16 protein-coding genes and 1 tRNA gene are annotated in these 14,202 nt (G+C 33.0%); 11 read left to right on the forward strand and 6 right to left on the reverse strand.

Annotation, left to right across the window (positions count from 1 at the left end; genetic code table 11):
* Positions 1-2: 2 nt before the first annotated feature.
* A tRNA-Leu gene (locus KA468_RS08600) sits at positions 3-82 on the reverse strand.
* Positions 83-269: 187 nt separating this feature from the next.
* Here KA468_RS08600 and KA468_RS08605 point away from each other — a divergent pair.
* The gene (locus KA468_RS08605; protein WP_291242536.1) at positions 270-1,211 is read left to right on the forward strand and encodes a ribose-phosphate pyrophosphokinase; all 942 of its coding nucleotides are present in this window, start codon (positions 270-272) and stop codon (positions 1,209-1,211) included.
* 75 nt (positions 1,212-1,286) lie between these two features.
* Positions 1,287-1,892 (forward strand): 50S ribosomal protein L25/general stress protein Ctc, encoded by a 606-nt coding sequence (locus tag KA468_RS08610; RefSeq protein WP_291242537.1) that lies wholly within the window; start codon positions 1,287-1,289, stop codon positions 1,890-1,892.
* Positions 1,893-1,966: 74 nt separating this feature from the next.
* Here KA468_RS08610 and KA468_RS08615 read toward each other — a convergent pair whose 3' ends face one another.
* The 5 genes from KA468_RS08615 to KA468_RS08635 are packed head-to-tail and all read right to left on the reverse strand — an operon-like array spanning position 1,967 to position 6,682.
* Positions 1,967-2,743: an enoyl-CoA hydratase-related protein gene (locus KA468_RS08615; protein ID WP_291242538.1), complete on the reverse strand. Its 777-nt coding sequence runs from the start codon at positions 2,741-2,743 to the stop codon at positions 1,967-1,969.
* A 3-nt stretch (positions 2,744-2,746) separates the two neighbouring features.
* Positions 2,747-4,159 carry an ATP-binding protein gene (locus KA468_RS08620; RefSeq protein WP_291242539.1) on the reverse strand — a complete coding sequence of 471 codons (1,413 nt, stop codon included), beginning with the start codon at positions 4,157-4,159 and terminating at the stop codon, positions 2,747-2,749.
* A 49-nt stretch (positions 4,160-4,208) separates the two neighbouring features.
* Positions 4,209-4,748, reverse strand: coding sequence for a CopD family protein (locus tag KA468_RS08625; RefSeq protein WP_291242540.1), 540 nt, complete (start codon positions 4,746-4,748; stop codon positions 4,209-4,211).
* A gap of 29 nt (positions 4,749-4,777) precedes the next feature.
* Positions 4,778-5,797: a ferrochelatase gene (hemH, locus tag KA468_RS08630; RefSeq protein WP_291242541.1), complete on the reverse strand. Its 1,020-nt coding sequence runs from the start codon at positions 5,795-5,797 to the stop codon at positions 4,778-4,780.
* Positions 5,798-5,809: 12 nt separating this feature from the next.
* Positions 5,810-6,682: a helix-turn-helix transcriptional regulator gene (locus KA468_RS08635; protein ID WP_291242542.1), complete on the reverse strand. Its 873-nt coding sequence runs from the start codon at positions 6,680-6,682 to the stop codon at positions 5,810-5,812.
* Positions 6,683-6,910: 228 nt separating this feature from the next.
* Between KA468_RS08635 and hemA the strand changes: the two genes are divergently transcribed.
* The 9 genes from hemA (at position 6,911) to KA468_RS08680 (ending at position 14,157) form a co-directional block, all read left to right on the forward strand.
* Positions 6,911-8,164 (forward strand): glutamyl-tRNA reductase, encoded by a 1,254-nt coding sequence (hemA, locus tag KA468_RS08640; RefSeq protein ID WP_291242543.1) that lies wholly within the window; start codon positions 6,911-6,913, stop codon positions 8,162-8,164.
* Between the two features lie 52 nt (positions 8,165-8,216).
* Positions 8,217-8,621, forward strand: a complete 405-nt coding sequence (locus KA468_RS08645; protein ID WP_291242544.1) for a GxxExxY protein — start codon at positions 8,217-8,219, stop codon at positions 8,619-8,621.
* 42 nt (positions 8,622-8,663) lie between these two features.
* Positions 8,664-9,590: a hydroxymethylbilane synthase gene (gene hemC / locus KA468_RS08650; RefSeq protein ID WP_291242551.1), complete on the forward strand. Its 927-nt coding sequence runs from the start codon at positions 8,664-8,666 to the stop codon at positions 9,588-9,590.
* Between the two features lie 2 nt (positions 9,591-9,592).
* A complete protein-coding gene (locus tag KA468_RS08655) occupies positions 9,593-10,273 on the forward strand; it encodes a uroporphyrinogen-III synthase (RefSeq protein ID WP_291242545.1) in 681 nt (226 codons plus the stop codon).
* A gap of 47 nt (positions 10,274-10,320) precedes the next feature.
* Positions 10,321-11,346, forward strand: a complete 1,026-nt coding sequence (gene hemE / locus KA468_RS08660) for a uroporphyrinogen decarboxylase (RefSeq protein WP_291242546.1) — start codon at positions 10,321-10,323, stop codon at positions 11,344-11,346.
* Complete coding sequence (locus KA468_RS08665; RefSeq protein WP_291242547.1) at positions 11,346-11,753, forward strand: hypothetical protein; 408 nt, start codon at positions 11,346-11,348, stop codon at positions 11,751-11,753. Before hemE ends, KA468_RS08665 begins: the two co-directional genes overlap by 1 nt.
* Positions 11,743-12,666: an oxygen-dependent coproporphyrinogen oxidase gene (gene hemF / locus KA468_RS08670; protein ID WP_291242548.1), complete on the forward strand. Its 924-nt coding sequence runs from the start codon at positions 11,743-11,745 to the stop codon at positions 12,664-12,666. The genes KA468_RS08665 and hemF overlap by 11 nt, the downstream gene beginning before the upstream one ends.
* A gap of 83 nt (positions 12,667-12,749) precedes the next feature.
* Positions 12,750-13,748 carry a porphobilinogen synthase gene (hemB, locus tag KA468_RS08675; protein WP_291242549.1) on the forward strand — a complete coding sequence of 333 codons (999 nt, stop codon included), beginning with the start codon at positions 12,750-12,752 and terminating at the stop codon, positions 13,746-13,748.
* 7 nt (positions 13,749-13,755) lie between these two features.
* A complete protein-coding gene (locus tag KA468_RS08680) occupies positions 13,756-14,157 on the forward strand; it encodes a c-type cytochrome (RefSeq protein ID WP_291242550.1) in 402 nt (133 codons plus the stop codon).
* Positions 14,158-14,202: the final 45 nt, after the last annotated feature.

Genomic DNA, 14,202 nt, shown 5'->3' on the forward strand with positions numbered 1-14,202 from the left:
AGTACCCGGAGTGGGAATCGAACCCACACTCCAAGGAACACGAGTTTGAGTCGTGCGCGTCTACCAATTCCGCCATCCGGGCATTGAAAAGCAAAAAACAAATGAACATTTGCTTTGTGGCTTTTTAAAGTGAGTGCAAATATAACTAAAGTTTCTAATTTCATTATAAAAATACTTAAAATTTTACTTTCAGAGTTCAATTTAATTACTAACTTTGCACCCAAATTACACAACACAACAACTAACTAACTACTAAACAACTAATTAAAATGTCATACAAAGAGCCTGAAGCAAAAATATTTGCGTGTTCTCAAAGTGTGTATCTAGCAGAAGAAATCGCCAGTAAATATGGTGTGCCGCTAGGTAAAGTAACATTCTCAAAATACAGTGATGGTGAATTTCAACCATCTTTTGAAGAATCTATTAGAGGTCTTCGTGTGTTTTTAGTGTGTTCCACATTTCCGAGTGCAGATAATTTAATGGAATTGTTGTTAATGATTGATGCGGCTAAAAGAGCCTCTGCCAGACATATAACAGCTGTAATTCCTTATTTTGGATGGGCAAGACAAGACAGAAAAGATAAACCAAGAGTGCCGATTGGGGCAAAATTGGTGGCAAAATTATTAGAATCAGCAGGAGCTACCCGAATTATGACCATGGATTTACATGCAGATCAAATTCAGGGATTCTTTGAAAAACCAGTAGATCACCTGTTTGCTTCCACTATCTTTTTACCTTATGTAAGAAGTTTAGGATTAGAAAATTTAACTATCGCATCACCTGATATGGGTGGTTCTAAAAGAGCATATGCGTATTCTAAATTTTTAGCATCAGACGTGGTAATTTGTTACAAACAAAGAAAAGTGGCCAACGTTATTGATACGATGGAATTGATTGGAGAAGTAAGAGGAAGACATGTTATTTTAGTTGACGACATGATTGATACGGGTGGAACATTAGCAAAAGCTGCCGATGTTATGATTGAAAAAGGTGCTTTGAGTGTAAGAGCCATTTGTACACACGCCATTTTATCTGGTGAGGCGTACGAAAAAATTGAAAACTCAAAATTAGAAGAGTTAATCGTTACAGATTCTATTCCGTTAAAGAAAGAATCTAAGAAAATAAAAGTGGTGAGCTGTGCTCCATTATTTGCAGAAGTAATGCACATGGTTCAGAACAATACTTCCATAAGTGGGAAGTTTTTAATGTAAAGTTAGTCGGTTTGAAGATGTTCATTCCTTTAAACTACTAACCAATTATTTTTTATTAATTTTAATTTATTTCAAATGAAATCAATTACGATCAAAGGATCACAAAGAGAAAGCGTGGGCAAAGTAGCTACTAAAGCCTTACGTAATGCTGGAATGGTTCCTTGCGTTATTTACGGAGGGGAAAATCCAGTACATTTTAGTGCTGAAGAAAGAGCATTTAAAGGTTTAGTTTACACTCCAGAAGCGCACACTGTAGTAATTGAATTAGAAGGCGGAAAGAAATTTGAAGGTATCTTACAAGATATTCAATTTCACCCAGTTTCTGACAAAATTTTACACGTAGATTTCTATAATCTAGATGCAGCAAAAGAAATTACTATGGAAGTACCTGTTAAAGTTACTGGAACATCTCCAGGGGTTTTATTAGGAGGAGTTTTACGTTTAAATCAACGTAAACTTAAAGTAAGAGCTTTACCTGCAAATTTACCAGATTTCGTAGAAGCAAACATTTCTGAATTAGAAATGGGTAACAAATTATATGTTACTAAATTAGCTACTACGGGATACAAAATTTTACACCCAGACAATACAGTTGTTTGTCAAGTAAGAATTTCTCGTGCTGCTATGAAAGCTGCTCAAGAAGCTGCAAAAGCAGAAAAAGGTGGAAAAAAGAAAAAATAATTCAATTTTCTATACAAGTAAAAATCCCGAGCATTGCTCGGGATTTTTTTATTAAAATAAATTTAGATTTGTTTTTATTTTCCTACAAAAACAGCTTTTCTTTTTTCTAAAAATGCCGTTGTACCTTCTTTAAAATCTTCCGTAGCAAAACTTGCACCAAAGTTTTTTATTTCAACATGAAATCCGTTTACACCATCTTCAAAGTTCGCATTTATAGATTCAATAGCTTTTGCAATGGCCACACTAGAATTTTGACTGATTTTTGTAGCCAAAGATTTTGCTAAGTCTAATAATTCTTCTTGTGGTACTACGTGATTTACTAAACCATACGATTTTGCAGTTTCAGCATCAATCATATTAGCGGTCATAATCAATTCCATTGCTCTACCTTTCCCGATTAATTGAGTCAATCTTTGTGTACCACCATATCCTGGAATAACGCCTAAAGTTACTTCTGGCAATCCCATTTTAGCATTCGAAGAGGCAATTCTGAAATGACAACTCATGGCTAATTCTAATCCGCCACCTAAAGCAAATCCGTTTACCGCAGCTATAACTGGAGTTTGTAAATTTTGAACAAAATCAAATAATAATTCTTGTCCTTTTGCGGCCAATTGTTCTCCTTCAGAAGCAGAAAAATGAGCAAATTCAGCAATATCTGCTCCAGCTACAAATGCTTTTTCACCACTTCCAGTTAATATAATTACTTTCGTACTGCTATCGTTATTTAAATCGTTAAAAGCAGTATGTAATTCTTCAATTGTGGCTTTGTTTAAAGCATTTAATTTTGTAGGTCTGTTAATCGTAACAATCGCAAAATTGTCTTGTTTTTCAATTAAAATAGTTTCCATTTTTTATATTTTTATAGGTAATTTTACTGTAAAAAGTGTTCCTTTTTCTTCTTCTGATTCGAAAGTAATACTTCCGTTATAATTTTCGATAATTTTTTTAATAATGGCCAAGCCTAATCCCATACCAGAATTTTTTGTTGTGAATTTTGGTTCGAAAATATACGCTTGGTTTTCAGACGAAATTCCAATTCCGTTATCCGAAACCTTCAAAATAAAATTAGCATCTTCTTTTAAAATTTCCACCACCACCGATTTTATTTCTTGATTTTCAGGTATAGATTGAATGGCGTTTTTTACTAAATTAGTTACAATTCTTGTCAATTGTGTTCTATCAAAAGATGTGTAAATTTCTTTTTCCGAACTTATAAAATTAACATAATCTTCATTAAAAATTTCTAAAGCCGTTTTGCAAACCTGTACAATATTTAAGCGTTCGTTTTGTTGTGTGGGCATATTGGCAAAATTTGAAAACGCACTTGCTACAGTGCTCATTGTATCAATTTGCTGAATAAGGGTTTCAGAAAAATCTTCAAGTTTTTGACTTATTTCTGGGTCGTTTATATCAAATTTTCTTTGAAAACTTTGAATAGTTAAACGCATTGGAGTCAGTGGGTTTTTAATCTCGTGAGCCACTTGTTTTGCCATTTCACGCCAAGCGTGTTCACGTTCGCTTTGTGCTAATTTTTGTGCGCTTTCCTCTAAGGTGTCAACCATATTATTATAAGCTAAAATTAGCGCATTAATTTCTTGATTACCTGGCTGCAGTTTTAGTTTTTGATTGCGTTCATTTAATTGTGTAATGCCTAGTTTTTCTGAAATTTGAGAAATCGATTTGGTAATATTACTAGATAATAAATAAGAAATTAATATAGAAATAATAAACATTATTCCAAAAACTTGGGCGTATCGGGATAGGAAATTTTCCGCTTCTTGATTATAAAAATCACTATTTTCTTCATACGGAATATTTAAAATCGCTAGATTTTTAAAACCGGCATCTTTAATATAACTGTAAGACGATTTTATGTAAGTTTCGTTTTCTTTAACTTTTGTAATTACAATTCGTTTTTCAGTAGAATTTTTTAAGCTTTTAAGAATTTCGGCATTAATTTTCGGTTTCTTTTTATTCTTAATATAAGATTTAGATGATAATAGCAATTTTCCGTTTAAATCAAAAAAATTAACTTCCAGACTATGAATATCTGATAATTCATGAATTCTACCCTTAAATATACTTGGTATATTTTTGGTTGTAAGCGGGAATTTTGAAGTTTGTAAAATATATTCTATATGTTCTTTTATTGCATTTTCTTTTCGAGACAAACGTTCTTCGTGGTATTCTTTAGCTTCATATCTGAAGTGAATTAACGAAACAACTGTAATTAATATCGTTGAAAACGTTGTTAAAAACAACATCGACAAAAATATTCTTCGTCGTAACGAAAGTGTATGTATTTTTAAAAATTTAATCACTTTTTTTATCTCTTATTCTTTTATAGAATTTAAAACCAAGCATTATAATTACTGAAAATAAAATAATTCCAATTACACCATAAATCCAGTTGATTGCATTTTTTAAAATTACTAAAAAAACTACAGCAAACAAAATTATGGTCGCGCCTTCGTTCCATAATCGCATAAAATTTGAGGTGTATTTTATGGTATCATTTTGTAATTCGGTATATATTTTTTGACATTTAAAATGATAGATAAATAATAAAACCACAAATCCTAACTTCACTTGCATCCAAGGCATTTCCAAAAAAGCAGGATTTAAATGCAACAACGACAAAGCAAAAATAGTGGCTAAAACGGCACTTGGCCAAGTAATTATGTACCACAAACGATACGTCATTATCTTATACTGTTTTTGCAATATTTCTTTTTCTGGCGAAGGCATTTCGTTTGCTTCAATTTGATATACAAACAGACGAACAATGTAAAACAACCCAGCAAACCAAGTGATTACAAAAATTAAGTGTAAGGATTTTAGGTATTCGTACATAAAATAAACTATTTACTAATCGCTATTTGCTAATTACTATTTTTAAATTCTTCAATCCAATTCGCAACCACAGCACACCATTCATCTTCGTCATTCATACACGGAATGGCCATAAATTCTTCACCACCGTGATGTAAAAATTGTTCGTTGGCTTCCATAGCAATTTCCTCCAATGTTTCTAAACAATCGGCAACAAAAGCTGGCGTTACAACGGCTAATTTTTTAATTCCTTTTTCGGGCATTTTATTCACTTCAACATCGGTGTAAGGCGTTAACCATTTATCTCCTGCTAAACGCGATTGAAACGTTTGGCTGTATTTTCCTTCTGGAATGCCCAATGCTTTCACTACTTGTTTTGTAGTTTCATAACATTGATGTCTGTAACAAAATTCGTGTGCAGGTGAAGGCGTATTGCAACAAGAACCATCAATTTTACAATGCGATTTGGTAATGTCGGTTTTACGAATATGACGTTTCGGAATTCCGTGATATGAAAACAATAAATGATCGTAGTCAAAACCTTCCAAATGCTTTTTTATCGAATTGGATAATGCTTCAATGTACCCAGGTTTGTTATAAAACGCAGGAACCGTAGCAAATTTCATATTTGGAAAATGCTTGGCGCGAAGTTCTTCTGCTAATACCAAAATAGTAGTGGTTGAAGCCATAGCGTGTTGCGGATACAAAGGAAAAAGCATCACTTCTGTTACGCCTTTGTCGTGTAATTCTTGCAATCCTTTTAATATAGTAATGGTTCCATAACGCATAGCTAAAGCAACCGGAATATCAACCAACCCTTTTACTTTTTCGTGCATTTTTTTAGAAATTACAATTAATGGCGAACCTTCATCAGTCCAAATTCTTGCATACGCTTCAGCCGATTTTTTTGGTCGTGTTTGTAAAATAATTCCTCTCACCAATAAAGCACGTAATAAAAACGGAACGTCAATTACGTATTTGTCCATTAAAAATTCATCTAAATATGGTTTTACGTCTTTAGCAGTAGGGCTTTCTGGCGAACCAAGATTTACTAATAATACTCCTTTCATTGTATTGTAATTTTATAAATTAACGTTTAAGTTTAATAGGTATTTTTTTGGCGTTGTGCCAAATTTCTTTTTAAATGCAGCAATAAAGTGACTTGAGGTGCTGTAGCCAATTTTCAATCCCACTTCATTTACATTATACGAACCGGTATCCAAAAGTTTTCGTGCAAATTCCATTTTATAATCGAATAAAAAATTAAAAACTGTATCGCCATAAATTTCTTTAAAACCTGCTTTTAATTTTTTTAATGAAATTCCAACTTCATCAGCTAATTCTTGTAAGCCGGGCGGTTCTGCCATATTTTTAATGATGATTTCTTTCGCTTTTTTAATTTTTAGTACATTTTCTTCGTCTGATAAAAAAGGACAATGTTCTGCATTTGGATCTTCATTGGTATTGAAAAACAAACTCAATAATTCGTAACTTTTTCCTTTTAAATACAAAGTTTTAATTGACGAATTTTGGTTGTAATGAAATATTTGATTCAACACAATTGCCATAGAAGGGCTGATGCTTTCTTCGGTATAATATTTTTTCTCTAAATTGTCTTTGCTCAAAAACGGAATCATTTCTGAATCTGATGAAAATAAAGTGTGAAATTTTTTTATCGAAATTAAAATAGAAATGATCCAACTTTTCGGAGCAATTTCTAAATGAAGCGGCAATTCTTTTTGTGGATTGTATAGTAAAAGCGCTTTTTCTTCATTTAAATCTAAAACGTACGAATTGTTGTTAAAAATAAATTTTCCTTTCCCTTTTACATTAAAATGGAATTGAATTAAACCAGAACCAACTTGTTTTTCTAACGTTTCTGTGCTTTCAGAATCGTTTTGAAATCGTAATAAAGTAAAATCGGTATCAATTTTAATTTCTTCAAATGAACTCATAGCGTTATTTTTTTATGAATTGTTTAACCAAAAACAAGCTTGTTATTTATAATTAATCTAAACAAAGCAGTTGTTTGGTACTGAATTTGTTACAAAGTTAGTAGTTTATATCAAAATAAGTACAATTTATTTAAAAAAATCGTATTCCGATATAAAAAGTACTTTCAGCGTTGTTTTTGTACAGATGGAAACAATAATTTTGTGCATCTTTAAGAGATAAAGCAATTTATGGACAATCATTCACCTGCAAAACAAACTACTTTCTACGCTATCGGACTAAGCTACAAAAAAGCGGATGCCGAAATTAGAGGTAAATTTAGTTTAGAAGCTACTGCCAAAACCAACCTATTGGAACAGGCGAAAACTAACGGGATTGAAAGTTTGATTGTTACTTCCACTTGCAACAGAACTGAAATTTACGGTTTTGCACAGCATCCATTTCAATTGATTCATTTATTGTGCGAAAACAGTTTGGGAACGGTTGAAGAGTTTCAAAAATACGCTTATGTGTACAAACAAAAGGAAGCCTTAAACCATATGTTTAGAGTGGGAACGGGTCTGGATAGTCAAATTTTAGGCGATTTTGAAATCATTGCTCAACTTAAAAATGCTTTTGTAGAAAGTAAAAAACACAATTTAGCAAATGCGTATTTAGAACGTTTGGTAAATTCGGTTATTCAAGCGAGTAAGAAAGTTAAAAATGAAACTGAAATTTCAAGTGGCGCAACTTCCGTATCTTTTGCAGCAGTTCAATATATTTTTAAGAATGTAGAAGCCATTTCCAATAAGAATATTTTACTTTTCGGAACCGGTAAAATTGGAAGAAATACTTGTGAGAATTTGGTTAAACATTCTAAACACGACCAAATTACGCTGATTAATAGAACCAAGGATAAGGCAGAAAAATTAGCCAAAAAACTAAACCTTGTTGTTAAAGATTATTCTGATTTACAAATAGAATTACAAAAAGCAGATGTGGTTGTTGTAGCCACTGGCGCTCAGAATCCTACAGTAGATTTAGATATTTTAAATCTGAAAAAACCATTATTGATTTTAGATTTATCTATACCTAAAAATGTCAACGAAAACGTAAAGCACAACCCTTTGGTTACTTTAGTGCATATGGATCATTTGTCGGAAATTACCGATGAAACTTTAGAAAATAGAAAACTACATATACCAGCTGCCGAAGAAATTATTACGGAAGTGTTAACTGAATTTTTAACTTGGTCAAAAGGTAGAAAATACGCACCAACCATTCACGCTTTAAAAGCCAAATTAAACGCCATTAAAGAATCTGAAATCAATCATTTAAAAAAGAAAAATGCCGATTTCAATGAAGAATATACCGAAATTGTTACCGCAAAATTAATTCAAAAAATAACCAGTCATTTTGCTAATCACTTAAAAGATGACAACACGGTTGTAGATGAAAGTGTAGAGTGGATTAATAAAGTTTTTCAAATAGAAAACCAAAAATAGTATATTTGTTTTTGAAACATTAAGAAATTAAGTTGCATTTAGCAAAATGAATATGACAAAAAAAGAAGTAACCAAATTATCTTTCGAAATTACTGGATTTGCAATAAAAGTTCATAAAAAACTTGGTCCAGGGTTACTTGAAAGTGTTTATGAGCAATGCTTAAAGTTTGAGTTAGAAAGGAATGGCTATAATGTAAAACAACAAGTTGTTGTTAAAATTGAATATGATGATTTGGAACTTGAATCAACATTAAGAATAGATTTATTGGTAAACGATACAGTAATTATAGAATTAAAAACAGTTGAAAGTATTTTGCCCATTCACGAAGCACAACTTTTAACTTATATGAAATTATTAGAAAAACCTCAAGGATTGCTGATAAATTTCTACACAACAAATATTACAAAATCTTTGAAACCATTTGTTAATGAATATTTTTCAAGACTTGACGATTAAAAACTAAATGATACTTAATTTCTTAATGTTTTAAAATATAAAATAGTGAGTAAAACCATACGAATAGGAACCCGCGATAGCGAACTCGCACTTTGGCAAGCTAAAACAGTTGAAAAACAGTTGAACGATTTGGGCTACAAAACGGAAATTATCGCAGTAAAATCCGATGGAGACATTGTTTTAGACAAACCTTTATACGAATTAGGAATTACGGGAATTTTTACAAAAACCTTAGATGTAGCGATGATTCAAGGCAAAATTGACATTGCAGTACATTCTATGAAAGATGTACCAACATTATTGCCTAACGGAATTGTACAAGGCGCTGTTTTAGAAAGAGCTTCAGCATTTGATATTTTGGTTTATAAAGAAAATTTAGATTTTTTAACCGAAGAAAATAGCACCATTGCAAGCAGTAGTTTACGAAGAAAAGCAAGTTGGTTACACAAATATCCAACGCATACTATAGAAGATATTCGTGGTAATGTAAATACACGCTTGCAAAAAGTAGCTGATTCAAATTGGGGCGGTGCTATTTTTGCAGAAGCCGGCTTAGAACGCATCAACTTAAAACCAGAAAAAGCAATTGTTTTAGATTGGATGATTCCAGCACCTGCTCAAGGCGCTATGGTTGTGGTGTGTAATGCAGATGATTTCTTTTCTTTAGATGCCGTTTCGCAATTAAATCATATTGAAACCGAAATTTGTACCTATATAGAACGTCAATTTCTTAGAACGTTAGAAGGAGGTTGTACAGCACCAATTGGAGCAATCGCTACGTATAATGAGAAAGAAGATGTGATTGATTTTACAGGTGTTTTATTATCAATAGACGGAAAACAAAAATTAGAAGTTACAAAAACCGTAGCTGTTTCTGAATGGAAAAAATTAGGATTTCATACCGCTCAAGAAATTTTGAGTAATGGTGGTATTCAATTGATGTCAGAAATTAAAGAAAATTTAAAATAATTATGACAAATCAAACCACAATACTTTCTACCAAAACACTTTCACCAATTCAAAAACAAGAATTAGTTAAAGCAACTATTCAAGTAATTGAAGCAGATTTTATTAAAACAGAAAACGCTTCTTTCGAAATCAAAAATCTGAACAAAAACTTAATTTTCACGAGTCAAAATGCCGTTTTAAGTATTTTACAACATCCAAAAATTGATGAATTAAAGCAAAAAAACGTATTTTGTGTAGGATTAAAAACCAAAGAATTATTAAACGAAAATGGTTTTACAGTAGAAGCGTATACAGGTTATGCAGAAGATTTAGCGGAAATTATTACGTTAGTTTACTCCGATGAAAGTTTTACTTTTTTTAGCGGCAATCTTCGTAAAGATACGTTACCAGAAATGTTAACTGAAAACGAAATTAAGTTCAATGAAATTAAAGTGTACGATACAACCTTAACACCTCATAAAATTTCAGATAAAGTAGACGGGATTTTGTTTTTCAGCCCATCTGCAGTAACCAGTTATTTGAAAAAGAACACACTTAGCAACGAAAAATTGTTTTGTATAGGAAATACAACAGCAGACGCTTTAAGAGCCGTATTGTCTGAAACTAAAATTAAAAATATAAAAACAGCGTATCAACCAAGTGTTGAAAACGTAATAGAACAAGTTATAGAATATTACATATAATATAACCTGACAGGTTTTCGAAACCTGTTAGGTTTAATACAAACAAAATGATAAAAAACGATTTATTCCTACGTGCCTTAAATAACGAAAAAGTTGAACGCCCACCGGTTTGGATGATGCGTCAAGCGGGAAGATATTTACCTGAATTTAGAGCTTTGCGTGACAAATACGATTTCTTTACACGTTGTGAAACTCCTGAATTAGCAGCTGAAATCACCGTGCAACCGATTCGTATTGTGAAACCCGATGCAGCGATTTTGTTTTCAGATATTTTGGTCGTACCAAGAGCAATGGGAATTCACGTGGAATTAAAAGACAATTTAGGACCGATAATCCCAAATCCAATTCGTACTTCTCAAGATGTAGAAAAAGTGTTTGTTCCAGATGTGAATGAATCCTTAGGGTATGTTTTTGATGCGATTAAATTGACCAAACAAATGTTGAACGATGAGGTACCATTAATTGGTTTTGCAGGTTCACCTTGGACAATTTTTTGTTATGCCGTAGAAGGAAAAGGCTCAAAAAGTTTTGATACTGCCAAAGGATTTTGTTTTTCAAATCCAGTTGCAGCACACGTTTTATTACAAAAAATTACGGACACCACAATTTTATATTTGAAAGAAAAAGTAAAAGCAGGTTGTAATGCCATTCAGATTTTCGATTCTTGGGGCGGTATGTTGTCTCCGGTAGATTATCAAGAATTTTCATTTCAATATATCAATCAAATTACTGAAGCTTTAGCAGAAATAACTCCAGTTATTATTTTCGGAAAAGGATGTTGGTTCGCATTAGGAGATATGGCAAAAACAAAAGCGTCTGCTTTAGGAGTAGATTGGACGTGTTCACCAAGAAACGCTCGTTATTTATCAGGTGGAAAAATCACTTTACAAGGAAATTTCGACCCAAGTCGTTTATTATCTCCAATTCCAACCATCAAAAAAATGGTTCACGAAATGATAGACGAGTTTGGCAAGGATAATTACATCGTCAACTTAGGACACGGAATTTTACCAAACATTCCAGTGGATCATGCAAAAGCGTTTGTCGAAGCCGTAAAGGAGTATGGAAAATAATGAGAAAAGTTTATTACATATTATTCATTTTGTTAGGAATTATTCCAGCAACCTTTTTGCTAATTATGATTTTGATCTCTGGTATATTTGGCGCTGCTTTATCAGGAAAAATTAGTTATTTAATTCAAATGTTTTTAGGTATTAGTGGCTATTTAGGATTGATATCGCTTTTACGAGGACTGAAAAAAAAATATTACAAATTGAATTTGATTTTACTTGGATTGGGATTTTTAGGGTTTAATATGTTTCTCTTTTTTGATGAAGAAATGACTAATCTTTCGAGAAGAATTCTATCTGGTAAAGGAAGTTTAGAACAATTGTCACTATATGTATTTCCAAATATTGTAATTCTGACTTTTGTTGTCATTATTTCAATAAAAATGTATAATGAGAAAAATGAAAAATAAATTCTACACCTACATACAAACCCTTCAAAATCAAATCTGTAATGGATTAGAAACTATTGATGGCGTTGCCAAATTTCGTGAAGACATTTGGGAACGTCCAGAAGGCGGTGGCGGAAGAACACGCGTAATTGAAAACGGTGCTGTTTTTGAAAAAGGCGGGGTGAATATTTCAGCGGTTCACGGGAAATTACCCGAAGCTATGCAAAAAATGTTTAACGTAGGCGAAGCCGATTTTTTTGCTTGTGGTTTGAGTTTAGTCATTCATCCGAAAAACCCTATGACGCCAACTGTACACGCAAATTGGCGCTATTTTGAAATGTACGATACTTCGACAGAGCTCAGTACAGGCTCACGGAAAGTAATCAACAGTTGGTTTGGTGGCGGACAAGATTTGACGCCCTATTATTTGTTTGAAGAAGATGCAATTCATTTTCATAAAACGTGTAAAACGGCTTGCGACAAACATAATCCTGATTTTTATCCGAAATACAAAAAACAATGTGACGACTACTTCTGGAACGCACATAGAAATGAAGCGCGTGGAATTGGAGGTTTATTCTTCGACTATCTAAAAGCAACCGAAGCACAATCGATGGAAGATTGGTACAATTTTGTTACTGAAGTTGGGAATTCATTCCTTGATGCGTATTTACCAATCGTAGCAAAAAGAAAAGACTTGCCTTTTACACCAGAACAAAGAACTTGGCAAGAAATACGCCGTGGTCGTTATGTCGAATTTAATTTGGTACACGACAAAGGCACCTTATTTGGTTTAAAAACCAATGGCCGAATAGAAAGTATTTTGATGAGTTTGCCTCCCCACGTTCAATGGCATTATGACCATCATCCGGTGGTAGGTAGCGAAGAAGAAAAAGTAGTAAAAGTATTAGAAAAACCTATAAATTGGGTATAAATTAAACCATTAAGAGATTAAGAAAAATTTAGTCAAACCCTTAATAAACTTAATCCCTTAATGGTTCAAAAAATTAAAATAGTATGTTTCCATTACAAAGAGGACGTCGTTTAAGAATTAACGAATCCATTAGAAGTTTAGTTCGCGAAACCACATTAAGTCCAAGTGATTTTATGTTTCCGATGTTTATTGCAGAAGGAGAAAATATCCAAGTCGAAATCCCGTCGATGCCAGGAATTTTTCGTCGTTCGATAGATTTAACGGTGAAAGAAGTTAAAGAATTATTCGATTTAGGGATTCGTGCCGTTAATATTTATGTAAAAGTAAGCGAAGATCTAAAAGACAATACAGGCAAAGAAGCGTGGAATCCAAACGGTTTGATGCAACAAGCTATTCGTGCTATCAAAGCCGCTTGCCCTGAAATGATTGTGATGCCCGATGTGGCATTAGACCCGTATTCGATTTATGGTCACGACGGTATAATTGAAAACGGCGATGTGGCAAATGATGCAACTAATGACGCCTTAGTAAAAATGGCCGTTTCTCACGCGCAAGCCGGAGCTGATTTTGTAGCACCAAGCGATATGATGGACGGACGCGTTTTACGTTTGCGTCAAGGTTTAGATGCTTCAGGATTTGAGAATGTAGGCATTATGAGTTATTCGGCGAAATATGCTTCTGCGTTTTATGGTCCGTTTCGTGATGCGTTAGACAGTGCGCCAAGAGAAGCCGATGTAGAAGTACCAAAGGACAAAAAAACCTATCAAATGGATTATGCGAATCGTATTGAAGCTATTAAAGAAGCCTTATGGGATGTAGAAGAAGGTGCTGATATGGTGATGGTGAAACCAGGAATTGCGTATTTAGATATTGTTCGCGAAGTAAAAAACGCGGTAAATGTTCCTGTAACTGTTTTTCACGTGTCTGGCGAATATGCGATGATTAAAGCAGCATCAGAAAGAGGTTGGCTCGACCACGACAAAATTATGATGGAACAATTGATGTGCATCAAACGTGCCGGCGCTAGTTTAATTTCGACGTATTTTGCGAAAGAAGCAGCGATTTTACTAAACAAAAAATAGATAAATTATGAAAGTATATTTCAAATTACTTCTTACGTTATCAATAGGTATAAGTATCATTAGCTGTGGCGAGAAAAAAGAGACCGATGCTATGGGAAACCCTATTAATCAAGCAGAAACTTTAGTAAATCAAAAGCCTGAACAGTTTGGAAAAGAAATATTTGAAGGAAAAGGAATGTGTGCTACTTGTCATAAAGTCGATCAAAAAATAGTTGGACCAAGTATTAAAGATATTTCTAAAATATATACAGACAAAAAAGCAAGTATTTCGTTATTCTTACAAGGTGAAACGGATCCTATTGTTGATCCTTCGCAATATGAAATTATGAAAGCCAATCTCGAAATTACAAAAGCTATGCCGGAAGCGGAAGTGCAAGCTTTAGAAACGTATATGTTAAGTGTTAAATAAAAAAAGCTCAAAACAGTGTTTTGAGCTTTTTTGTGCGGGTAAAAG

It is taken from the genome of Flavobacterium sp. (assembly GCF_017985075.1).
Lineage (GTDB): Bacteria > Bacteroidota > Bacteroidia > Flavobacteriales > Flavobacteriaceae > Flavobacterium.

Excerpts from the sequence above, each read along its gene's own strand:
- KA468_RS08680 (WP_291242550.1), top strand. The coding sequence starts at position 13,756 with ATGAAAGTATATTTCAAATTACTTCTTACGTTATCAATAGGTATAAGT.
- KA468_RS08645 (WP_291242544.1), top strand. The coding sequence starts at position 8,217 with ATGACAAAAAAAGAAGTAACCAAATTATCTTTCGAAATTACTGGATTT.
- hemH (WP_291242541.1), bottom strand. The coding sequence starts at position 5,797 with ATGAAAGGAGTATTATTAGTAAATCTTGGTTCGCCAGAAAGCCCTACT.
- hemB (WP_291242549.1), top strand. The coding sequence starts at position 12,750 with ATGTTTCCATTACAAAGAGGACGTCGTTTAAGAATTAACGAATCCATT.
- KA468_RS08665 (WP_291242547.1), top strand. The coding sequence starts at position 11,346 with ATGAGAAAAGTTTATTACATATTATTCATTTTGTTAGGAATTATTCCA.
- KA468_RS08615 (WP_291242538.1), bottom strand. The coding sequence starts at position 2,743 with ATGGAAACTATTTTAATTGAAAAACAAGACAATTTTGCGATTGTTACG.
- hemA (WP_291242543.1), top strand. The coding sequence starts at position 6,911 with ATGGACAATCATTCACCTGCAAAACAAACTACTTTCTACGCTATCGGA.
- KA468_RS08620 (WP_291242539.1), bottom strand. The coding sequence starts at position 4,159 with ATGTTGTTTTTAACAACGTTTTCAACGATATTAATTACAGTTGTTTCG.
- hemF (WP_291242548.1), top strand. The coding sequence starts at position 11,743 with ATGAAAAATAAATTCTACACCTACATACAAACCCTTCAAAATCAAATC.
- KA468_RS08625 (WP_291242540.1), bottom strand. The coding sequence starts at position 4,748 with ATGTACGAATACCTAAAATCCTTACACTTAATTTTTGTAATCACTTGG.
- KA468_RS08635 (WP_291242542.1), bottom strand. The coding sequence starts at position 6,682 with ATGAGTTCATTTGAAGAAATTAAAATTGATACCGATTTTACTTTATTA.
- KA468_RS08655 (WP_291242545.1), top strand. The coding sequence starts at position 9,593 with ATGACAAATCAAACCACAATACTTTCTACCAAAACACTTTCACCAATT.
- KA468_RS08605 (WP_291242536.1), top strand. The coding sequence starts at position 270 with ATGTCATACAAAGAGCCTGAAGCAAAAATATTTGCGTGTTCTCAAAGT.
- KA468_RS08610 (WP_291242537.1), top strand. The coding sequence starts at position 1,287 with ATGAAATCAATTACGATCAAAGGATCACAAAGAGAAAGCGTGGGCAAA.
- hemE (WP_291242546.1), top strand. The coding sequence starts at position 10,321 with ATGATAAAAAACGATTTATTCCTACGTGCCTTAAATAACGAAAAAGTT.